The 21,443-nt window shown below is 58.4% G+C and carries 18 protein-coding genes; 4 read left to right on the forward strand and 14 right to left on the reverse strand.

Annotated features, from left to right (window positions below):
* Positions 1-40 precede the first annotated feature (40 nt).
* Positions 41-1,987 (reverse strand): ABC transporter substrate-binding protein, encoded by a 1,947-nt coding sequence (locus QD409_RS17175; RefSeq protein ID WP_092854634.1) that lies wholly within the window; start codon positions 1,985-1,987, stop codon positions 41-43.
* A 212-nt stretch (positions 1,988-2,199) separates the two neighbouring features.
* Between QD409_RS17175 and QD409_RS17180 the strand changes: the two genes are divergently transcribed.
* Positions 2,200-2,913 carry a FadR/GntR family transcriptional regulator gene (locus QD409_RS17180; RefSeq protein ID WP_092854712.1) on the forward strand — a complete coding sequence of 238 codons (714 nt, stop codon included), beginning with the start codon at positions 2,200-2,202 and terminating at the stop codon, positions 2,911-2,913.
* 89 nt (positions 2,914-3,002) lie between these two features.
* Positions 3,003-3,917 (forward strand): dihydrodipicolinate synthase family protein, encoded by a 915-nt coding sequence (locus QD409_RS17185; protein WP_092854636.1) that lies wholly within the window; start codon positions 3,003-3,005, stop codon positions 3,915-3,917.
* Between the two features lie 88 nt (positions 3,918-4,005).
* Here QD409_RS17185 and QD409_RS17190 read toward each other — a convergent pair whose 3' ends face one another.
* The 9 genes from QD409_RS17190 to QD409_RS17230 all read right to left on the reverse strand — a co-directional run bounded on the left by QD409_RS17190 (position 4,006) and on the right by QD409_RS17230 (position 13,737).
* On the reverse strand, positions 4,006-4,203 hold the full coding sequence (locus tag QD409_RS17190; protein WP_430763211.1) for a hypothetical protein: 198 nt from the start codon (positions 4,201-4,203) through the stop codon (positions 4,006-4,008).
* Positions 4,200-4,961, reverse strand: coding sequence for an ABC transporter ATP-binding protein (locus tag QD409_RS17195; RefSeq protein ID WP_430763212.1), 762 nt, complete (start codon positions 4,959-4,961; stop codon positions 4,200-4,202). Before QD409_RS17195 ends, QD409_RS17190 begins: the two co-directional genes overlap by 4 nt.
* Positions 4,958-5,998, reverse strand: coding sequence for a FecCD family ABC transporter permease (locus QD409_RS17200; RefSeq protein WP_430763213.1), 1,041 nt, complete (start codon positions 5,996-5,998; stop codon positions 4,958-4,960). Before QD409_RS17200 ends, QD409_RS17195 begins: the two co-directional genes overlap by 4 nt.
* Positions 5,995-7,020 (reverse strand): ABC transporter substrate-binding protein, encoded by a 1,026-nt coding sequence (locus QD409_RS17205; protein ID WP_092854642.1) that lies wholly within the window; start codon positions 7,018-7,020, stop codon positions 5,995-5,997. Before QD409_RS17205 ends, QD409_RS17200 begins: the two co-directional genes overlap by 4 nt.
* A 242-nt stretch (positions 7,021-7,262) precedes the next feature.
* The gene (locus tag QD409_RS17210) at positions 7,263-9,404 is read right to left on the reverse strand and encodes a beta-galactosidase (protein WP_092854644.1); all 2,142 of its coding nucleotides are present in this window, start codon (positions 9,402-9,404) and stop codon (positions 7,263-7,265) included.
* Positions 9,405-9,421: 17 nt separating this feature from the next.
* The gene (locus QD409_RS17215; RefSeq protein WP_092854646.1) at positions 9,422-10,573 is read right to left on the reverse strand and encodes an ABC transporter ATP-binding protein; all 1,152 of its coding nucleotides are present in this window, start codon (positions 10,571-10,573) and stop codon (positions 9,422-9,424) included.
* 39 nt (positions 10,574-10,612) lie between these two features.
* Complete coding sequence (locus QD409_RS17220) at positions 10,613-11,464, reverse strand: carbohydrate ABC transporter permease (protein ID WP_092854648.1); 852 nt, start codon at positions 11,462-11,464, stop codon at positions 10,613-10,615.
* Positions 11,464-12,339, reverse strand: a complete 876-nt coding sequence (locus tag QD409_RS17225; RefSeq protein ID WP_092854650.1) for a carbohydrate ABC transporter permease — start codon at positions 12,337-12,339, stop codon at positions 11,464-11,466. The genes QD409_RS17220 and QD409_RS17225 overlap by 1 nt, the downstream gene beginning before the upstream one ends.
* A 120-nt stretch (positions 12,340-12,459) precedes the next feature.
* A complete protein-coding gene (locus QD409_RS17230) occupies positions 12,460-13,737 on the reverse strand; it encodes an ABC transporter substrate-binding protein (RefSeq protein WP_092854652.1) in 1,278 nt (425 codons plus the stop codon).
* A 200-nt stretch (positions 13,738-13,937) separates the two neighbouring features.
* Here QD409_RS17230 and QD409_RS17235 point away from each other — a divergent pair, with 200 nt between their 5' ends.
* Positions 13,938-15,083, forward strand: coding sequence for an ROK family transcriptional regulator (locus QD409_RS17235; RefSeq protein WP_092854654.1), 1,146 nt, complete (start codon positions 13,938-13,940; stop codon positions 15,081-15,083).
* 285 nt (positions 15,084-15,368) lie between these two features.
* Here the strand turns inward: QD409_RS17235 and QD409_RS17240 are convergent, their stop codons facing one another.
* Both QD409_RS17240 and QD409_RS17245 read right to left on the reverse strand, forming a co-directional pair.
* Positions 15,369-17,627 (reverse strand): bifunctional diguanylate cyclase/phosphodiesterase, encoded by a 2,259-nt coding sequence (locus QD409_RS17240; protein ID WP_092854656.1) that lies wholly within the window; start codon positions 17,625-17,627, stop codon positions 15,369-15,371.
* A gap of 474 nt (positions 17,628-18,101) precedes the next feature.
* Positions 18,102-18,743 carry a dihydrofolate reductase family protein gene (locus tag QD409_RS17245; protein WP_092854658.1) on the reverse strand — a complete coding sequence of 214 codons (642 nt, stop codon included), beginning with the start codon at positions 18,741-18,743 and terminating at the stop codon, positions 18,102-18,104.
* 33 nt (positions 18,744-18,776) lie between these two features.
* On the opposite strand from QD409_RS17245, the gene QD409_RS17250 reads away from it, so the two are divergent.
* Positions 18,777-19,022: a hypothetical protein gene (locus tag QD409_RS17250; RefSeq protein WP_092854660.1), complete on the forward strand. Its 246-nt coding sequence runs from the start codon at positions 18,777-18,779 to the stop codon at positions 19,020-19,022.
* Positions 19,023-19,561: 539 nt separating this feature from the next.
* Here the strand turns inward: QD409_RS17250 and QD409_RS17255 are convergent.
* On the reverse strand, positions 19,562-20,338 hold the full coding sequence (locus tag QD409_RS17255) for an SDR family oxidoreductase (RefSeq protein ID WP_092854662.1): 777 nt from the start codon (positions 20,336-20,338) through the stop codon (positions 19,562-19,564).
* Between the two features lie 55 nt (positions 20,339-20,393).
* Complete coding sequence (locus QD409_RS17260) at positions 20,394-21,287, reverse strand: aldose 1-epimerase (protein ID WP_092854664.1); 894 nt, start codon at positions 21,285-21,287, stop codon at positions 20,394-20,396.
* Positions 21,288-21,443 lie beyond the last annotated feature (156 nt).

Here is a 21,443-nt window from a genome sequence, read left to right on the forward strand (position 1 = left end):
GAGAGCGCCGCCCTTTGCGGACGGCGCAGGATCATTGTGATCAGCTGGTGAAGAAGAATTGCTGCGGCATGGCCGGTCCTGGATTGGGCCAGGACCAGCTATCCGGCTGCTTCTCCGGAACATTGTGCAGGTTGTTGCGGATGATACCGAAGCCGCCGACGGCAAGGCAAAGCCCAACGGTTTCAAACTCTTCGGCGGCGATGTCGAAGATCTGCTTCATGACGGCGCCGCGCTTTTCCAGATCGGCCGTCGAGCGCGCCTCGTCGAAAAGTTTCATGCGCTTCTTCTGGCTTTCCGGCGGCTCCTCGCCCTGCTTGCCGTTCGAGGTGTACCAGACCGACCATGGAATGGCGTAGCGCGAACCCTGCGGATGGAAGGCGAAGAAATCGCGCGGATCGAGCATGGGATCGAGACCGCCGGGCCCCGGCCAGACCTGGGCATCATGGGCGTTGTCGTCGCCGCGGGTGTAGTAGAGCGCCCGCTCGATCGTATTGACCTTCATGTCGACGCCGATCTGCGCCCAATGTGCCTTCACCAGTTCAAGTGCGTCGACCAGATCGGGATAGAGGGTCGGAATGACATCGATGGCGAAGAACATCTTTTGACCGTCCGGTCTCAGACGGAAGCCGTTCGCATCCTTTTTGCCGTAACCGGCTTGATCGAGCATGGCGCCTGCCTTGTCCGGATCGTAGCCGGTGAATTGGCGGGCATACTTCTCATTGTACCAGGGATGCTCCGGTCGCGGCCCAGCCTGGTAGCTCTGGCTTTGGCCAAAGTAGACGATGTCGATGATTTCCTGCCGATTGATCCCGAGTGAGAGCGCCTGCCTGACCGATTTGTCGGCAAACATCTTGCGCATAGCGGGATCTTTATGGGTAATGTTGAAGTAGATCTGGCATTGCTGCGAGCTCGAAGGAATAAGAGTTAGAAGGCGATAGTCACCTTTCTTCATGTTCTGCGAAAGTGTCGGCTTGTTCGCGAGCACGCTGATGTGACGTTCCTGGATATCGATCTTGCCGGAAATGACATTCAGCATCAGAGATTCCACGTCCTGCGAGATGCCGAAATTGATCTCGTCGACATAGGGAAGCTGGTTGCCGGCCGTGTCGACCTGCCAAAAATAAGGGTTGCGGGTCATGACGACGCGGGTGGCGCCGCCGCTATAGGGTTCCTTGACGACCCAAGGATCGAGCGTCGGTTTATCGGGATTGCCCCAGCGCGACGGAATTTCGATATCGCCGCAGCGTGCACGGAAGAGTTCGGCCCAGCTGCTGGCACCGGCCTTTTTCGCGTCTTCTGCCACGTTCGGATTGTATTTCGGCAGGAACTGGCTGCAATAGTGCTTCGGAAACAGCGTCGGATGCTGGCCGAGCGGCGTCGCCAGATTTTCGAGATAGAGTGCATTCGGTGCAGCAAAGGTGAATTTCACCGTGTAGTCGTCGATCTTCGTGACATCGACGGCCTTGCCGGCGACGGTCAGTTGTGCCGGCGTCGCGCTGTAGAGATTGGTATTCTTGACGCAGTCTTCGATGGCGAAGACCACATCGTCGGCTGTGAACGGATGGCCGTCAGACCAGCGCGCGCCCTGGATGAGATAGAAGGTGAATTGCGTGGCGTCGGCATTGACGTCCCAGTGCTCGGCAAGGTTCGGCAGCACCTGGGTGAACTCAAGATTCCAGCGCACCAGGCTCTGATTGCCTACCATGCGCAGAATGCCGTTATGGTCGGATGAGCCGCGCAGGCCGCGTCGCAACGTGCCACCATAACTGCCGACCTTCTCGTAAGGGGTGACGACCATCGGCTTTTTCGGCAGTCGGTCCGCCAGCGCCGGCAGCTTGCCGTCCTTGACGAGTTGCGCCAAGGCAGGCGCCTCGCCACCGGTGTCAGCAGCGCTGGCGCGGCCGGCCAAAGATAGGGCGGCCATTCCTGCCATGCCTCCGAGGACGGCGCGTCTGCTCACGCCGCGAGACAATATTTCATCGCGCATCGAATCCCTCCCAATTGAACCTCGGCCGGACTGTGCCTCTGCCGATGCGACAAGCTCCCAACCCGCCGCGATGCACCCCTCTGGCGCAGCGTCGAGACCATATTATGTTCTCAGATAATTACAAGAGTTGACAGATATTTACAGATTTAGTAGCCCTGTCGCGCAGGAAATGCGCTATGGCTGTCGCCGGTCGGCATTCACGAAGGACGATGATGAAACTCTCTGTCGCCAACGATTCCGGTACGGGCGCGACGCGCTTCGGCGACATCATCTACGAGAGGATCGTCGCCATGATTGCGGACGGAACGTTTCCGGTAAACGAACGACTGCCCGCGGAAGCGAAGCTCGCAGAGATGTTCGGCGCCTCACGGCCCGTGGTGCGCGACGCTTTGGAACGGCTTCGCGCCGACGGTTTGATCGTCTCGCGCAAGGGGTCAGGTTCCTATGTCAGGCAAAGGCCCGATTCCTCGGTCCTGAAGATGGTGCCGGTCGGATCGCTCGCCGATGTCCAGCGCTTCTTCGAATTTCGCGCCGGGCTTGAAGCCGAGGCTGCAGAGCTCGCTGCACGTAACTGGCAGCCTGCCGACAAGGATCGCATTATGGCCGCGCTGCAGAAGATTGAACAGTGTCTTCGTGAGGGCAGGCTCGGTGCGGAAGAGGATCAGGAATTGCACGATGCGATTGCGATCGCGACCGGCAATCAATTCCATATTACGGCTCGCGAATTGTTCCGGCCGCATTTTGCCATTGGTCATTCCGTGACCCGCAGTCTCAGCCTCAAGCGGACGGCTGAACAGATCCGCAGCGTCCAGGATGAGCATGCGGTGATCGTGCAAGCAATCTTTGCGCGTCAGGAGACCGAAGCGCACGATGCCATGAAGCGACACATATTGAATGCACGCGCCCGCATGTTCCAGGGCGTCTAGGACATTGGATGAGGTGAGAGTGAAGCGACCGGCTTCTTGAAGCTTCCTCGCTTCCACCTCGGCAGGTGATGAGGGTAAGGGTTAAGAAGATGAGCATTGAAACCATGCGGCAGGCGCTGACCGGCGTATCCGGCGTTCCAGTGACGGCCTATGATGGAAGCGGCGAGGTAGAACCGCGCGTGACCGCCAGGGTCTATCAGCGCGTGGCTGCCGCCGGCATTCACAACATCGTTGCGGCAGGCAACACCGGCGAGTTCTATGCGCTGACGCCAGAGGAAATCTGCCGCGTCCACGAAGCTGCGATATCAGGCGTCGATGGCAAAGCGCCGGTCACGGCGGCAATCGGCCGCTCGTTGCGCGAGGCGATCCGCATGGCCAAGGATGCCGCCTCCATCGGTGCCTCGGCGGTAATGTCCCATCAACCCGTGGATCCCTTCGCCGCTCCTGCTTCGCAGATCGACTATTTCCGCGACCTGGCGGAGGCTTCGCCCCTGCCACTGGTTGCCTATGTCCGTGCCGATGGCTTCAGCGTCGACGACATGGTTCGACTGGCCGGCCACGGCAATATTGCCGGCATCAAGTTTGCGACGACGGACCTGATGTTGCTGACGCGGGCGATCGCCGCTTCTGACCCCAATGGTGCACTGTTCGTTTGCGGTCTGGCCGAAAGCTGGGCGCCGACCTTTGCGGCGGCTGGGGCGCGGGGTTTCACCTCCGGGCTCGTCAACGTGGCACCAAAGCTGTCGCTTGCCGTTCACGCGGCCCTGGTGAAAGGCGATTTTGCCGCTGCGCGGGCCATAGTCAACAAGCTCGAACCCTTCGAGCGCATGCGCACCAAGTTCCGCAATGGGGCAAACGTCACCGTGGTCAAGGAGGCGGTCACATATTCCGGCTTGAATGTCGGGCCGGTCCGCGTTCCCGGCCTGCCACGCCTCGACGAGAAGGATCGCGACGAGTTGTTTGCTTTGCTTCGTGGTTGGCAGGAAACGGGCGACGCCTTTTAGGGCCGAATTCAACCGGCGTCGAAAAATCTCGTTTCGGCGCCCAAGACGATGAGGGCTGAGATCTCCGGTTGCTGATCTATATGGCGTCTCAGCCTTGTTGGTCTTCGGGCTTGCGTCGCAGCTGCACGATTTCATCGACAAGCAGTAGTTCGGTGACGCGAACGAGCAGGTCAACATCTTCCTGATGATTTTTCTCTGACGAGCATTCGTCGTGGCGACGGAGTGAGAAGGTCATGGCGATGGCTGGCCGTTTTATGGCTATCAATCGAGGCCCGTCGCGTTTCATCGAAGGTAATGAACGTGAGGCCGCCCATGATGGCGTGAGGTCTCGACCCGTGCTTCCACGGCGAAGACGTCGCCTAAGAGATCTTCGGTCAGCACATCTTGCGGGGTGCCGGTGGCAACGATCTTGCCCTGCTGCATGATGATCAGCCGGTCGCAGAACATGGCGGCATGGTTGAGATCGTGAAGTGCGATGATGCTGGTGACCGGCAAGCCGGCAACCAACCGCATCAGGCTAATCTGATGCTGGATATCGAGATGGTTGGTTGGTTCATCGAGGATGAGTTCCTTCGGCGCCTGTGCCAGGGCTCGTGCGATATGGGTGCGCTGCTTTTCTCCGCCCGACAGGCTCTGCCATCGGTCGTTGCGTTTCCCCATCATGCCGGTGCGTTCAAGTGCGTTTTCGACAGCCTCGTCGTCCGCCGAGGTCCAGCCTGAAAACATCGATCGATGCGGAAATCGACCGAGCTTTACCACATCGATGACCTTGAGATTGGCGTCGGTGGTACTGTGCTGTTCGACGAAGGCGATACGCTTTGCGATCGAACGGCGAGGCATCTGCCGAAGATCCTTTTGCTCAAGGATGATGCGGCCGGAATTCGGTCGTTTCAATCCGGCAAGCAGGCGCAGAAGCGAAGTCTTGCCGGAGCCGTTGGGTCCGAGCAGGCCCAGCATCTTGCCGGCCGGCACCTCGAAGGAGACCCCATCGAGAATGGTCCTCGCGCCGATTTTCCAGATGATGTTGTCGGCCTTGATGCTCATGATGCGCGCTGGAACCGGTAGAGAATGATCGAGAAGAAGGGAACGCCCACCAGTGCCGTGACCACCCCGATCGGTAGAACTTGTTGGGGGATGAGGAGGCGCGAGGCGATATCCGCCAGCACCATGAAGATTGCTCCGACGATGGCGCAGGCCGGCAGCAGCCGGACATGGAGCGGCCCGACGACGAAGCGCGCCACATGCGGCACGACGAGACCGACAAATCCAATCGAACCGACCATGCTCACGATCGTTGCCGTCATCATCGCGGTCAGTGCGAAGAATCCGATGCGCGCTCGCCCGACATTAACGCCAAGCGACGAGGCCGCCTCATCACCAAAGGCGAATGCATCGAGGACGCGCGCGTTAAGCAGGCAGGCGGCTAGACCTAAGTTGACAATGGTTGAAACCAGCATGAATTCCGGCCAGCGGACGCCGCCGAAACTACCGAGTAGCCAGAACATCACATCGCGCGCTTGCTGTGCATTTCCCGATGTCGTCACGATATAGGACGTTGCGGCGTTGAACAGCTGAGAGGCGGCAACGCCGGCAAGGATCGTGCGATCAGCGCCGCCTCGTGTGCCGTTTGACAAGAGAGCGACGAAGAGAAAGGCTGTAAATGCGCCGGCAAAGGCCCCGGCCGAGAGCGAAACGGCGCCAGCGCCGACACCCAATATGACGATTGCCACGGCGCCGATCGAAGCGCCCGCTGAAATGCCGAGCACATAGGGTTCGGCAAGTGGATTTCGAAGGAGCGACTGCATGATCGCTCCCGATAGCGCCAGGCCGGCTCCGCAGAAAGCAGCCACCAATGCCCGACTGAGGCGATAGTCCCAGATCACCGTTTCGTGGATGCGGTTAAGTTCGATCCCCGTCCATCCCAGCTTGTTGGTGACGGCATGGAAGGTCGTCGACAGCGGGATCGGCAGGTCGCCGATACCGACGCTGACACCGATAATCAGGCTGATCGCCGCAAGAGAAGCGAAAAGCAGCAGGCCGATAGCGGCCAGCTGCCTGAGGGTCCGATAAGTGGCGGTCACTTCAGGAGGCCAAGCGCCTTGAGTTGCTGGGCGACCTGCTCGGCGCCATAGATCGTCCGGATGGTCGGGTTCATTGCCTGGCCGTCCATGACGACGATGGCCTTGTTCTTGACCGCAGGAAGCTGGCTGACGGCGGGATCGGCGGTGAGAAACTTGATCTTGGCTTCCGGCTTGTCGAGTTCCCAGCGATTGCGATCAAGGCTGGCGACGACAATGACGTCCGGGTTGGCGGCGATGATGCTCTCCCAGCCGAGCGTCGGCCATTCCGCCTCTGCCGTAATCGCGTTACGGCCGCCAAGCAGATCGGCGATAAATCCGGATGCACTGTTCTTGCCGCCAAGATAGGCGTCGGAGGAGGGCGACTGGCTGGAAAACCAGAAGACATAGGAGAGCTTTCTGCCATCTTTCGACACGGTCGAGCGCAGAGCCGCTTCACGTGCCCTGAAATCGGCAATCAGGGCCTGCCCGCGGTCGGGCACATTAAAGATCTGCGAGAGCTCGTCGATCTCCCTGTAGAGAAGGTCCATGTTCCAGAGCTGGGCGCGGCTGCCATATTGGTCCTTGACCACAGCGGTGCTGAGGCATGTGCTCGGCGAAAGATAGGTCGGGATGCCGACCTTTTCGAAATCCTCACGCTTGGCGACCTTGCTGTTCGGCCCCATCAGGCTTGGCAGGGCGGCGGCGACGAAATCGGGATTTTCGGAAAGGATCGATTCAAAAGTGGGGAACTCGACGGTCAGGAGCTTGACCTTGGCATTGGCGTCGGCGAGCTGCGGGAGAACCTTGCTCGGCCAAAAGGCGGTGCCAACCATTTTGCCCTCGAGACCGAGCAGAAGAAGGATTTCGGCACTATTCTGTCCGAGCCCGATCGCGCGCTCCGGAGCTTTTTGGAACGTGACCTTGCTGCCGCAATTATCGATAGTCAATGGATAGCTGGTCGAAGCCGCTGAGGCTGTCGTCACAGCGAAGCCGAGTGCGGCACAAAGGCCCGAGACGGCCAAAAATGATTTCAATATGGTCACGGAAAATATCCTGGCGATTACTGTGCGCTCTAACCCATGAAAGCGTCTGCGGCCGTATAGCCCAGCCAGGTGATTAAAAACAAGAGAGTTAAACTCATATTTACGTGGCGCTTGAAAATAGGAGGAGGCTTGAATAGCGGCAATTTCCCTAGCCTAAAGGCAGGCCCTGAGGATCGAGCACCTCCAACCCATGTGTCATGGCGCCGAAGATTTATCCTCGGCGCCTGCATTTCATTGGCGTGTCAGGCCGATTGTTCGATCACCAGTACGCCATAGCCGCTAAGTTCGGTCGTGCCCGATATAGCCTTGTCGGTCAGCAGATCGATACCCGCCGGCAGATTGACGGTCTTCGGTTCATGCTCCGTATTGAGAACGAACAGCAGTTTCCTGCCTTCACCTTCTCGCAGCGACACTTCGACACCCGCCGGCAGGTCCTGCACCAGGGGCATCACCACACCGTCGCCAATCACCATATCGCGGATAGTTTCAGCAAGCGGCTCGGTCAGATAGGTGCCGAGATAATAGACCTGACCATTGCCATGCCGGCGCCGCGTCAGCATGGGAGAGCCTTCCAGAAAGCGGTCGGACCAATGGCCGATGATCTCAGTATCCGCGGTCGTTTCCAGCTTCTCGTAAAGGTGCCCAGCCTCCAGCTGGCGGTTTCCGATCGCATAGGCATATTTGCGTGAGGCCGACGTCGCTGCCGGACGTGGCGAGGGTTGGTGGCTGCCGATGCCGCCCTCGCGGAAACCGGTGAACAGCCCGTCCGCACCTGGAGCGGAGACGGGGCCGAATTCGTAGACGCGCACGCCCGAAAGCTTCGAAAGTGCCGTGCCCGGCGCCTGAGTGCGGATGATGTGGTTGTTGTCGTCGCGGGTTCCCGTCATCGCCGACAGGATGAGCGTGCCGCCATCGGTGACGAATTTCTCCATCGCTGCCGACCACTCCTGCTTCCACATGACCCAATGGGGAACGTAGAGAGCCTTGATGCGCGACAGATCGTCTTCCGGATGGATGAAGCCGCAGGCGATGCCTGCCTTGTAGCAGGCGCGGTGCAGATGGGCAGCGTCCTGCATGGGGCTCGGCAGGCCGATCGCATAGGTCTTGTAGGCTTCCTGATTGTCGAAATCCGCTCCGGCGATGGCAATGTCCATGCGAACCGTCGTGCCGAGAAGCTTGTCCTCGATCTTGCGGATGTCCGACGCGAATTGCTTGGCTTCCTCGTAACGGCGACGCGGAACGTCATCGTGGTCGATAATGCCGTTCCAATAGATCTCGGCGCCGAAATGCGCGGGACGCCAGCGGAAGAACATCAGGCCGTCTGCGCCGCGCGAGACCGAGGTCATCGCCATGCGGCGCATCTCGCCCGGTTCGGGAACGGATGAGGAAAAGCCCGGCTGGCTGCCGAGGCCCGAGGCCTGTTCTGGAACGATGAAATTGCCGGAATAGGCGCGGCACTGATCGAGATGAAAGGCTTGCGTGATCGCATGCCCGCCGCTGCGACGCATCTCGTCATAGAGGAAGGGATAGATGTCGAAGCCGATGAAATCGAGATCCTGGCCGAACTGGCCGCGGAAGTCGATGTCCGCGAGGTTGCCGAGATTATGGAAGATGAACCATGCGGGATTGGTAGCTCTTAGAATTTCCACCTGATCGTGCTGGAAGAGGGCCGTGGCGAAGGCGAGAAAGCGGTGATAGTCCTGCACATGACCGGGGCTCGAGAAGGATGGATTCATCGGCTTCGGGAAGACGATCTGGTCGAAGCTTTGATAGGCTGTCGCCCAGAAATCGCCGCCCCAGGCAAAGTTCAGCGCGTCGATTGTCGCGTATTTCGCGCGGCAGAATTTCTGGAACTCGATGAGCGCCGATGGGGAGTAGCTTTCGGACGTGGTCGTGTTCAGTTCGTTATCCGTCTGCCAGCCGATGACGTGAGGATTGTCCCGGTAATGCTCGGCCATCGCACGGGTGATGCGCTGGCTGTGTCGGCGCAGCACCGGGCTTGTCGTGTCGCAATGCTGGCGCGATCCATGGCTTGCCTGCCTGCCATTGGCATCGACGCGCAGGACTTCGGGGTATTTTGCCGTCAGCCAGCGCGGCGGTGTTGCCGTCGGTGTGCAAAGGATGGTCTTGATGCCGTGTTTGGCCAGGCCGGCGATCGCCTTGTCGAAGAGCGAAAAATCGAAATGATCCTCATGCGGCTCCATGATATGCCAGGCGAATTCCGCCATGCGAACGGCGTTGAAACCGGCGGCTGCCATGCGTTCGGCATCGCGTTCCCAATAGCTCTCATCGACATGTTCGGGATAATGCGGCACACCGACCATGAAGCCGTCGAGATTGAGCGTCCGCCAGACCGACAGCGGTTTTCTTTCCAAAACTTTCATGAAATCACAAGCTTTCTTTACAGAGAGGCAATGATGGGCTTCGGCCGGCTGATGGTTCTGCCATCGGGACCGAAGAGGTAGAGGGAGGATGTGGAAGCGGAGAGCTTGATCTGCTCGCCGGCTGAAAACCCGGTCGCGTTGCCGAGCTGAACGGTGAAATTGCACGTGCCGCTTTCCGAGCCGACCGTGGCGAGCGGACCTGCGTCGACGTAGAGAATGGTTTCGCGGCCGAGTTGTTCGACGAGCCGGACCTTGCCGTCGAATGAAATGGCGGCGTCGGCAGCGGATGAGCCGATCTTCAGCGATTCCGGCCGGATGCCCAGCGTGAGGCTCGCCTCGGCCCTGATATCGCTGGCATCGCCCACAGGAACGCGGATCGTCGTGCCGCCACCCTCGAGCGCGACTTCAGCCAAGCCGTCGCGAAGGGAAACGAGCTTTGCGTTGATGAAATTGATCCGTGGTGCGCCGAGAAAGCCGGCCACGAATTGGTTTGCCGGATTGTGATAGAGGTTAAGCGGCGCGCCTTCCTGCTCGATGATGCCCTTGTTGAACACGACGATGCGGCTCGCCATGGTCATGGCCTCGACCTGATCATGGGTCACGTAGATCATCGTCGAGCCGAGCTGCTGGTGCAGCGTCGAAAGCTCCACGCGCATTTGTGTGCGCAGCGCCGCATCGAGATTGGAGAGCGGCTCGTCGAAGAGGAAAACTTCCGGCGAACGGGTAATGGCGCGGCCGATGGCGACGCGCTGGCGCTGGCCGCCCGAAAGCTGCTTCGGGCGCTTGTCAAGCTGGTCGGATATTCTAAGGATATCGGCAGCGCGCTTAACGGCAGCCTCGATCTCGGCTTGCGGACGCTTGGCCATCTTCAGGCCGAAACCCATATTCTCGGCAACCGTCATGTGCGGATACAGCGCATAGGATTGGAAGACCATGGCAATGCCGCGGTCGCCCGGCTCCTCGCGCGTCACGTTGCGGCCGTTGATCCAGATCTCGCCGGAGCTGATGGTCTCAAGGCCGGCAATCGTCTTCAGTGTGGTGGACTTGCCGCAGCCGGAGGGGCCGACCATGACGATGAATTCACCTTTGTCGACGGAAAGGTTCACCGAACGCAGGGCGTGGTAGCCACCATAATATTTGTCGATATCGATCAGTTGTACGTGGGTCATCAGTGATACTCCAAATCGTCTCCAACAATGCCGGAAAGGTCAGCCCTTGACGGCGCCCATGGTGAGGCCTGCGATGAAATGCTTTTGCATCAGGAAGAACATCAGGACCGGGGGGATGGCGACGAACAATGTTGCCGCCGCCACGATGTTCCAGGCTGACGTCCATTCGCCTCTGAGGTTGTTCAGGCCTGCCGTCACCGGTTTCACGACGTCGCTCTGGGTGAGCACGATCGCCCAGAAATAATCGTTCCAGACGAAGGTAAAGATCAGGATCGCAAGCGCTGCGAGCGCCGGCCGCATCAGCGGTATGACGACATGGCGCATGGTCTGCCAGGGAGATGCCCCTTCCGCACGCGCGGCCTGGAACAATTCGTCGGGGAGCGCCGCGATGAAATTGCGCATGAATAGGGTCGCGAAGCCGGTCTGGAAGGCGACATGGAAGATGATCAATGCGAAATAGGTGTCGTAGAGGCCAACCGAGACCATGAGGTCGCGCACCGGGATCATCATGATCTGCGCGGGCAGGAAGTTGCCGCCGACGAAGAGCGAGAAGAGCAGCCCATTGCCGCGAAAATTATAGCGCGCAAGCACGTAGCCGGTCAGCGTCGAGAACACGAGAACCAGCAACACCGAGGGCAGGGTGATGATGAGGCTGTTGATGAAATAGCCCCACATGTTCGTCTGCTGGAACACCGACTGGAAGTTCTCGATGAGATTGAAGTGCTCGGGCCAGCTCCAGTATTTGCCGGCCATGATTTCATCGGCCGTCTTGGAAGCAGTCAGCATGACGGCAAAAAGCGGCAGCAGCCAGAGTATGAGGATCAGGCCGACGAAGCCGGTATAAAGGCCGCGAAGCGCGGGCTTTTCGTCTGGGATAGGGCGAGGATACATCAGCGCGTCTCCCGTTCCATGCGCACCATGACACGCAGATACCAGGTGATGAAAATGATCATGATTGCAAAGAGGACGGTGGCGATCGCAGCGCCGTAGCCGAAACGATAGGAGAAGATCGACTGTTCGTACATCTGGTAGGCCAGCACCTCCGACGAGCCGAACGGGCCGCCCGATGTCATCACCGCGATCATGTCGAAGGATCGCAAGGCGCCGACGACCGTCACGGCAAGCGCAATGAAACCCACCTGGCGCAACTGTGGCAGAACGACGTGCCAGAGCATGTTCCAACCGCGCGCGCCATCGACACGTCCTGCCCCGATGATATCGGAGCTCAGATTATTGAGGCCGGCGAGAAAGAGCACCATGCAAAATGCGATCTGCGGCCAGAGCGCGGCGGCGACAATGGCAAAGGTCACGAAATGCTCGTCGGCAAGCAGTGCCGGTGCCGTCGCCCCGAAAAGACCGAAGATCAGAGCAAGGAGCCCATAATTCGGGTCATAGACCCAGCCGAACACGACGCCGACTGTGACTGTTGCCAGCACCAGCGGGATGAAGAAGAGCGACTTCAATATCCGCATGCCGCTAATCTGTTGGTTGACGAGCAGCGCCAGCGCCAGTCCAAGCGGCGGTGCCGCCATGAACATGGCAAGCCATATCAGGTTGTTCTTTAGTGAAACGTAGAATTGGGGGTCGGAAAGGAGTTCGGAATAGTTCGCCAATCCCACCCAGGTCTTCTGGCCGACGCCGTCCCAATCGAAGAACGATATCCAGACCGATTCCGCCGAGGAGGCGATGATGATCGTCCCGAACAGGATGCATCCCGGCACAATAAAGAGGACGGGCGTCAGCCAGTTCCTGTGCTTTTTCCACATGGCTCAGACTTTTTGGTTCGATAACTCGAGGCGCTTCAGCAAGTGCTGCTTTTGATGACAGGCGCGGCGGGCGCAGCGGGCCGCAAGACCCACGACCCGCCGCGGCTTGGTCCGGGAGGACTATTTGAAAATGCGCGCGCGGGTCTTTTCGAGCCGCGCCAGGATCTGGTCGCGCCGCTCGGGCTTGACCGTGAATTCCTGAAAGCCCTTCATGCCGTCCTGCGCCATATCCGGATCGGTGTCGCGATCGTAGTATTGCGACGTTCCCTTCACGGTCTTGAGCGACTCCACCGCGACATTGACCATCGGATCCTTGCTTGGCGGGCAATCACTGCGCGGCGGGATGGCGCCTTCGGCTTCGAGGAACGCGCCGAGATTTTCCGGCTGGTAGAAATAGGCGAGAAAATCGCGGGCACCTTGCCGGTTCTTCGCCTTGGCCGGGATATGCACCGAGTTGACGGAGAAATCCTCATAGCGTTCGATGCCGGGAACGATTTCCGGGAAGGGGGCGAAGGCAAGCTGGTCATGGTCGCTCGGCTGAAATGCGGACTTGATGAAGCCTCCAAGGTCCATCATCGCCGCCTTCTTCTGCGCCAGAGCGGCGCCGGCCTGTTCCCAGCCGAAGGACGGCCCGCTTGCGGAGAAGAAATTGGCCTTGAGGAGCTCTTCCCATTTGTCGAAGACCGGCTTCAACATCGGGTCCGTGTAAGGGATCTTGCCTTCCATCAGGGCAAGGTGCTTATCCAAGCCGTTGATGCGCAGGTTCATGTGGTCGAACCAGCCGCCGGTCGGCCATAGTTCCTTCGTGCCCATGCTGATTGGGATCATGCCGGCGGATTTCGCCGCCTCTCCGAATTTCAGGAAGTCGTCCCAGTTTTTCGGTGCCGTCCAACCCTTTTCGGCGAAAATGTCCTTGCGATAGAAAAGACCCCAGAGAATGCCGCCAAGGGGCAGGCCGTATTGCTTGCCGTTGACGGTGACGGCCGTCATGGTGGCGCCCAGCTTGTCGCTGTAACCTTCCTTCGCGAACAGATCGGAAATGTCGTCAAACAGCCCGCGATCGACGAAAGCCTTCATTCGATTGCCGGAGAACCAGAAGCAGATATCGGGGGCGCCGACGACAAGGTAGCTGCGGATAGCCGTCTTGTGGGCTTCATGGTCCATATTGTTGATGGTGACTTTCGTCCCCGTCTTCTTGGTGAAATCGGCAGCGATGCGCTCTAGGACCGCCCGCTGGTCGGCGTTGCCGATATCCGAGATGATCGTCACTTCGCCGCCATTGGCAATTGCCGGGCGATAGAGCGTGGTAGCAGCCAGGGCAGCACCCGTGCCGATTATGAACTGACGCCGAGACGCCCTGATTGCATTGATGAGTGAAATTTCGTTCTTCGATGCCATCTACTTCCTCCCGAGGCACATAAAATCCAACCCCGTCCACAGATGTGAACGGCCGCTAACCTTCAGAAATTACGCAATAAACCGGCATTTCCGCTTATGCGACCACAAGCGGATATTCCTCCATTGCCATGGGCTATTGCATACCGTATCTTGCGGGAGGCAACAATAGTTAATTTACAAAATTAATTTAAAGGATCATCGTGCGCGGCAACCCAAGTACCTCCAGAGCTCTCAACCGGCGGCTCATCCTCAACCTGCTGCGAAACCGCGGACCGATGCCGCGTGCCGAGATCGCCACGGTGACGGGCCTCAGCCCGGCGGCCGTGACCTTCGTGGTCACGGAACTGATCGAGGAGGGGCTCGTCGTCGAAGGAAAGACGCAGCCGGGTGCAACGGGGCGTCGGCCGATACCGGTTGACATCAACTACGCTGGCCATCTGGCGGTCGGCTTCAAGCTACGCCACGATAGCATTGATTGTGTTCTGACCGATCTGGCGACGACGCCAATTGCCTCTTTCGACATGCCGGTGCCAGACACGTTGCCGGAAACGATGGTCGAGGCCATTGCGACGGCGATCCCGAGGCTTCTGGCCGATGCTGATCGCGCCGGCTCACCCGTGATGGGCGTCGGCGTTTCCATCCCTGGCGAGGTCGACGCAGTCAAAGGTATCTGCATCCAGAGCCCGCGCTTTGGCTGGCGCAATCTCGCCTTTCCCGAATTGCTGCGTGAGCGGGTCAATATCCCGGTCTGGATCGATGACGATATCAGTGCCTTCACCGTCGCGCAGCGGCTTTTCGGAGCTGGCCGCAACTACAGCAATTTCGCGACGATCGCAGTCGGTACAGGGGTTGGGTCATCGCTGGTCATGGGTGGCGAGATCTATCACGGAAGCCATGGTCTTGCGGGGAAGCTTGGTCACATCATCACGGTTCCAGGTGGTCGGCTTTGCGAATGCGGACGAAAGGGTTGCCTTCAGGCCCATACGGCAGAGGCCGCGATGATCGACGAGTGGGGTCTGCGCCGAGGCGCAAAGGCAACGCGTGATGAATACGCCGCCGCGATCGAGGGTGGCGATGCGGATGCCCTCGAGACCATGGCGCAAGCGGGGGAGTTGATTGGGCGTCACCTGGCGGATCTCGTAAACTTGTTCGACCCCGAGGTTCTGATTGCTGGTGGCGAAGCCATGCAGTTCGGCGATGCGATTCTCGAGCCGATCCGACGCTCGATGGCAAAATATGTCTTCTTGAATACGCCCGAATTGCTTCCGGATTGGGTGCCGGGTTCCTGGGCGCGGGGTGCCGCCGCTCTGGCGACCCAGCATTTCTTTGATCTCGACGTCGAATAGCGGCACCGGAGCGGATGGTTCATATTATAGGGGCATCATATGTTCGAGAAAGTCGCGCATCGGCTCCGGACACATGCGCCTTTTCGTTATTTGCGCTTGACGTCGAACCATCGCAATAGCGCAGTTCGCTTGGGAAATTGACCGGCGGAGCGATTTAACGCTATTCTCGTCACCTCCGCGTCCATCTTGCATAGAATTTCTGCTGGTGGCCGTTCAGATCGAACATATTCGGCAACCGAGGCGCACTTCAACTGGAGTGCGGCGGCGGAAAGCATGATGTCGCTTTTATCCCGCCTGTGCGAATCCAACGTCCTTCGTGCGGCAAAATTCGATCAAATGCTTCGAGGTCATTGGTCGAGCCAGGGCGTAACCTTGCAATAGATGGCAGCCAAGATCCCTCAGGATTTTGGCGTGCTCCATTGTCTCCACGCCTTCCGCAACAATGTCGATGTTCTGCGACCGGCCGATTTCGATAATAGAGGAGACCAGGCGACGTTGAGACGGTGACGTTACAATCGGCTTGATAATTTCTCGATCAATTTTGAGCCTTCGTGGCTCGAATCTGAGTAGGCTGACAATGCTGGCATGCCCGGTGCCGAAATCATCGATCTCGATTTCGATACCAAGCTCTTTCACCGCTGGAATGATCTGATTGAGAACAGGCTGGAGATCGTCGAAGGAGATCGTCTCCAGCAGTTCAAAACACAGGCGTCCCCTCGCCAAGGGCAGTGCGGAAAGCTCGGCAAGCAGATTTGGCTCCGCCAGCCGACGTGCTGAAATATTGACTGAGACGCGCGGGATGTGCATTCCAAGGGCATCCCATCTTGCCATCTCGAACAGCGCTTTTTGAAGGATGAGCCGATCCATGTCTCCGGAACGCCCTAGGCTTTCGGCGACGCCAAGAAATTTGTCTGGTCCGAGCAGGCCTCTTATGGGGTGATTCCAACGGGCAAGTGTTTCGACGCCGGCAATATCCAACGTGTTTGCGTTAAACTGCGGCTGAAAGAATGCGACCAGTTCGTCGCGATCGAGCGCATTGTTGAATTCGTCCGCCAATTCCTTCGAACGGATTGCAGCGCTACGAAGCTCTTCGGTGAAGAGGACCGCACGGCCGCGGCCAGTCTTCTTCGCTTCGTACAGAGCCAAATCAGCACTTTGTAGCAATTGGCCGAGGTCTCGGACGTCCGCACGTTCGTTTTCCCAGGCGACACCGACGCTTGCACCGACCAGGCACTCGGAGCCGTCAATGAAGAGGCTCTGCTGAAGGGTGGCAACGATCTGTTGGGCCAATTCGTTTGCTTTGGACCCGGGATTGTCGCTCCAGCTGGCAAAGATGAACTCATCTCCACCAATCCGAGCTGCAACATCGTTCGGACCAGTCAGGCCGGCAAGGCGCGAAGCCGTCGTCTGCAAGACCGCATCGCCTCCGATATGTCCTTTCGTGTCGTTGATCTCTTTGAACCGATCCAGGTCTATGTGAATAAGGATCAGGCAATCTTTTGGACCAGGTCTCCGTGGTTGCGAGATCATTTGGTCAACAAATCGCCGATTGGGAAGCCCCGTTAGCGCATCATGCAACGATAGGTACTCCAGCCGTTGCCGCGCTCGGACGAGCTTTTTCTTGTGAAGGCGAAGCTTTTCAATGGTTCTTTGGCGTGATTTAGTCAGAAGGCCAACCCAAACGATCGGCGCAACGACACATAAAGCCAACAGGCTCGCGAAAATCTCGAATGTGGCTATGCCATTGTTTTGGCCCCATCCACCTGCTGGCACAGCGACTAGCGTCCATCGGCCATACGTCATATCAACGGACGCCGCGACAGGTTGTTTTGAAAACGTTTCTAGACCGCCGAGAAAAACTTGCTTGGGCAGGTTCGGATCCGGGACGGCGCTGATGGCAATCTCAAGGTCGGTCGATCCAAGGCCGCTATCCTGGTAGAGCTTTGATATGTCTATGACTCCAGAAAGAAGTCCCCAAAAAACCTGGCTTGTTCCGTCGTTGATGTAAACCGGACACCTCACGACGAAAGCGGTCCCGCCTTGGACAAGTTCCACGGGGCCGGTCAGAACAATGTTGTGGGTGTTGCGCGCCAGCATCGCGCTATCCCGTTGCTTTTCGTTCGTTCGGTAGTCGAGTCCGATGACCTTTTCGTTTCCTCGTTCTGGATAAACCCATTTGACCACCATGCCGGGTGCAGCGGCAAAGCTTCGCAGTTGTGAATCGGGCTGTAAGATCTGTGCGGCAAGTTTGGAGAAGGCGTTTTGGTCCATTGCCGGATTGACTGTGATACCTGCCGCAAGCCCTTGCAACAGCTTCACATTGCTGTTGAGGTTCGTTTGTAGCCGTGATGATATGGTAGCAAGCTCACCCGCCACAACTGATCGTTCATCGGCCAGCGATCGCTCTAACCGCCAGTTCGTTGCAACCCATACAACGATGATTGCAATGATTGCCGCAAATATTGCAGGGGCAAATGCGCTCGTATTACTGACCGCAGAGTTCGCGAAGCTGCGCAATATCTTTGGATCTCTTCGAAGCTTCATCAGATTGCCGTTTTGAAGGTCAAGTCTGCAGTCTTGCAGAGTTTCTTTAAGGCAACACTAACCGGCTGCAGGCCCATTACCGGGAACGATGCTCGGCGGCTTAGGGGATCGCAAAAAGTCGACGGTCGTCAACAGCGACAAGGCTCCGACCTATACCGCGGCACTGACCGAACCGAAACAGGAACGCAAAGGCCCGAAGGCATGCATGCGTCGCTAGGTCAGATATCCGAACACCTCGCCGAGGCCGCCAGCTCACAAGATGACAACACCCGCGCAACCCGTACTGCTCACGCGGCAAGCACGCTGGCGGGAAGTCGGGGCGCTCTTCAGATGTAGTCTATTCAGCGACTTTGTTGGCGCAGATCAGTGCAAGCTCCTGTCCGGTAGCAAAGAAGCATCCCTCCGGCTGATCTCATCGTTACCGATACCGCTCGCCGGCGCGGCGCCCGCCTGCGGCGGCGACGCAGATAGACCTTACTTGGACAGAACGATGTGAGTGGCGCGTTCGCCGGCCTCATGGGCGGTGACGGAAAAGCCAAGGGCCGGCAGGTCAATGCCTGCGAACATGGCCTCGCCCTTGCCGAGAACGACCGGCGAGATGGCGAGTTGCATTTCGTCGATCAATCCCGCTTGAAGATACTGGCGCACCGTACTGACACCGCCACCGATCTTGATGTCCTTATCGCCGGCAACCGCCTTTGCCCGTTCCAGTGCCTCCTCGATGCCGCCGGTCACGAAGTAAAAGGTCGTGCCGCCTTCCATGACAATAGGCTCGCGGGCATGGTGCGTGAGGATGAAGGTCGGCGCGTGATAGGGCGGGTTGTCGCCCCACCAGCCTTTCCAGTTTTCATCGGGCCATTCGCCACGGATCGGGCCGAACATGTTGCGGCCGAGGATAAAGGCACCAAAGCCGGTATTTCCCGACGATGCGTATTTCGCGTCGACACCTTCCGATTCGCCCTCTTTACCGAACATCGCCTGGAATGTCCGGGTCGGGAAAAACCACTCAAACAATTCCGGTCCGCGCTTGCCCAAAGGGTCGTTCAGGCTTTGTTCCGGTCCGGCCCCGAAGCCATCTATCGAGAGAGAAAATGCCGCTACGCGCACACGAGCCATATCAGCCTCCATCTGATTGCATTTTGAAATCAGATGCAGGCTGACACAACTGATTTTGTCGTGCAATTAGTTTTTTTGGAAGCTCAACCTGGATTTCGATATGGGGGCGTGGTGCTCGATCACCTGGCATCGCCCAGCGCTAGGGATCGATGTGACATTCTGATCGGCAGGCAATTCCTTGATTGCATGTCGGTCGAACGGCATTTGCAGATCGATATCTATGTCGTCGGTAAAGGGATCGCACTGACGGTGAGTAACCGGGAACTTATCTGGACATAAGCGACACGCCAATCCTTGGGCCCAGCCAAGCGAATTGCCCGGCCGCTCAGTCGATTTACTGAAGTACCGTTACAGGCTGCGCCTTGGGCGGCAGTGGGCTCTCGTGGTGCCCCGAAGTCGCTCCGGCGATAACCGCAACGATTGCAACCACTATGTAGATAATGGCTCCGTTTGGCTTTCGGTCCGATATGCAACGTCTTGTCGACTCTAGCACCCGCGAATGTTCCGACATCTCGATCCTTTGCGTTGAAGGGCGGTTATTTAGTCAATCAGCGGAGCCTAATGAATACCCAGATTCGCTTGGCTCCTTTGCAAAAGGCGAATACCAGAAGACTTTTGGCCGGAACTGGTGCTGTCACTTTGTCCTTAGTTTAGCTCGCCCGCGTGTTCGAGCAGGCCTCTCGATTTTCCCGATTGTGTTCGGGCACGAGAATATGCTCTGCCTCGAAAGTATGGACGGCGAAAACACCTGGTGCCTGGGCAGGCAAACCGAGCCAGCGCTCGTCTCTATGTTCGGCCCGCTGCCTTCGCTCCAATTGTCATTGATGCTGCAGCACGCTTAGGCCACCGTCGACCGTCAGGCAGGTGGCATTCATGAAGGGGCACTCGTCCGAGATCATGAAGACCGCGGCAAGTGCGATCTCCCGTGGCGTGGCAATGCGCCCGCCCGGGTGCAGTTTCATGGTCTGCGCCTTTGCCTTCTCCGGATCGGGAAAATTCTTCCAATAGTCGATGACCTTTTGGGTCTCGACATAGCCCGGCGCCAGGGCGTTCACCCGCACATTCCTTGCTGCATATTCGATCCCCAGTGACTTGGTCATGCCAAGGAGGGCGTGCTTGGCAAGCGGGTAGGGAAACGTGTGCGGAATGATCGTGAAGGCATGCGTCGAGGCGATGTTGAGGATAACCCCGCCGCCGCGGGCGATCATATCAGGCAGAACGGATCGGCAGCAGTTCCAGGCACCCTTGAGGTTGATATCGAAGCACAGCTCCCAGTCCTCGTCCGTGGTTTGCAATGGTTCCGCAAAGACGTTGACACCTGCATTGTTGACCAGCGCATTGATGCTGCCGATCTCGCCGGCCGCCTTAGCCACGGCTGCGCGCACGGCCTCGACATCGGTGATGTCGGCAGCCTGATGGCCAACGTGAGCGCCATCTCCCTTCAGTCTGCGCGCGGACTGTTCCAGCAGGGCCTCGTCGCGGTCAACAAGAAAGATGCTTGCACCTTCCGCGGCGAAAGCCTCGGCGATTGCCAATCCGATGCCCTGCGCGGCTCCGGTAATGAGGATCCGTTTTCCGGAAAGGCGATTTGGCATTCAGTTTCCCTCTTTCAGCTTGGTCCGGAAAATCCAGCGATGAGCCGGCCGCAAGTCAATCAGCATATCTTTGTGGCTGCAGGCGAATTGATCCTGCAAGCGTCTCTCCGGGTTGCAGGATCTTCAAATCTCCCAGATCGGGGAGGTTATGACCGTTGGCTAGGTGAGACATCGGTTCGAAGCAGAAATAGTCGTGGCGAAAGGCCGGGTTGAAGCTTGTGTCGGGAATGAAGATGAATGCATGCCTAACCGCCGCATCCGCAGTCAGCTTCAGGCTGGCGCGTCTTTCCGGCCATGTGATTTGGGCCTCGCCGCTCCACCCCTCGAAGCCATTGTTGACCCAGCGGCGAGGCAGCGGCGAAGATTGCGAGAAGTCGAGATCAGCTGGGATGTCGGTGCGCTCTCCCGGCAGCCAGCCCTCGGTTTCGGTCCAAAATCGCCGCGCCGGCGCGAAGAGCGTCGTTTGCGCGGTCATCGGGAAGTAGGGATGCCAGCCAAGTCCGAACGGCAGCGCGTCCTTGCCGACATTTTCCACGCTCATATGAAGCGTCAGCCCTTCGGATGACAGGGCGATGGTCTGCCTTGCCTCGTAGCTATAGGGCGTTGCGCTTTCCTGATGGCGAAAGCCGATCTGCAATTCGTTGCTGCTGCGGGAAAGGATGGACCATTCCGCCTGCCAGCCGTCGCCGTGCAGATAGTGAGGGTCCGCGACCGTGTTTGGCCGGAGCTGATAGTCGCGCCCTGCAAATGTAAAGCGATTGTTCCGTATCCGGTTGCCGAAGGGAACGAGGGGGTAGCAGGCGGAGGATGAGGCGTCCGCCTCATCCGGGGCGGGCCTCAGCAGTGCAATCCTGTGGTTGTCGATTGTCCAAGAGTAATCGAGCAATACGCCGCCCAAGGTTAATACGCGGACTGAAAGCGAGCCATCCTGCAAATCGATAATGCTCATTAAGCGGCTGCCTTCCCCTTACAACCAAGGCCGATCCTGAATGGATGGGCACCCTATATCCGCCATCTCCAATGTCAATATATAGGATTTATTTTTGCGACATCGCCGGCGCCGTGCGCAATTGCCTAGCATTCCTTATGAAATGACATCTCTTCA

The sequence above is a fragment of the Rhizobium sp. BR 315 genome, assembly GCF_050577975.1.
In the GTDB taxonomy this organism is placed as follows: domain Bacteria; phylum Pseudomonadota; class Alphaproteobacteria; order Rhizobiales; family Rhizobiaceae; genus Rhizobium; species Rhizobium miluonense.

Coding starts and splice junctions, on each gene's coding strand:
- QD409_RS17180 (WP_092854712.1), top strand. CDS start 2,200: ATGAAACTCTCTGTCGCCAACGATTCCGGTACGGGCGCGACGCGCTTC.
- QD409_RS17190 (WP_430763211.1), bottom strand. CDS start 4,203: ATGAAACGCGACGGGCCTCGATTGATAGCCATAAAACGGCCAGCCATC.
- QD409_RS17245 (WP_092854658.1), bottom strand. CDS start 18,743: ATGGCTCGTGTGCGCGTAGCGGCATTTTCTCTCTCGATAGATGGCTTC.
- QD409_RS17210 (WP_092854644.1), bottom strand. CDS start 9,404: ATGAAAGTTTTGGAAAGAAAACCGCTGTCGGTCTGGCGGACGCTCAAT.
- QD409_RS17255 (WP_092854662.1), bottom strand. CDS start 20,338: ATGCCAAATCGCCTTTCCGGAAAACGGATCCTCATTACCGGAGCCGCG.
- QD409_RS17230 (WP_092854652.1), bottom strand. CDS start 13,737: ATGGCATCGAAGAACGAAATTTCACTCATCAATGCAATCAGGGCGTCT.
- QD409_RS17220 (WP_092854648.1), bottom strand. CDS start 11,464: ATGTATCCTCGCCCTATCCCAGACGAAAAGCCCGCGCTTCGCGGCCTT.
- QD409_RS17260 (WP_092854664.1), bottom strand. CDS start 21,287: ATGAGCATTATCGATTTGCAGGATGGCTCGCTTTCAGTCCGCGTATTA.
- QD409_RS17250 (WP_092854660.1), top strand. CDS start 18,777: ATGCAGGCTGACACAACTGATTTTGTCGTGCAATTAGTTTTTTTGGAA.
- QD409_RS17195 (WP_430763212.1), bottom strand. CDS start 4,961: ATGAGCATCAAGGCCGACAACATCATCTGGAAAATCGGCGCGAGGACC.
- QD409_RS17240 (WP_092854656.1), bottom strand. CDS start 17,627: ATGAAGCTTCGAAGAGATCCAAAGATATTGCGCAGCTTCGCGAACTCT.
- QD409_RS17175 (WP_092854634.1), bottom strand. CDS start 1,987: ATGCGCGATGAAATATTGTCTCGCGGCGTGAGCAGACGCGCCGTCCTC.
- QD409_RS17185 (WP_092854636.1), top strand. CDS start 3,003: ATGAGCATTGAAACCATGCGGCAGGCGCTGACCGGCGTATCCGGCGTT.
- QD409_RS17225 (WP_092854650.1), bottom strand. CDS start 12,339: ATGTGGAAAAAGCACAGGAACTGGCTGACGCCCGTCCTCTTTATTGTG.
- QD409_RS17215 (WP_092854646.1), bottom strand. CDS start 10,573: ATGACCCACGTACAACTGATCGATATCGACAAATATTATGGTGGCTAC.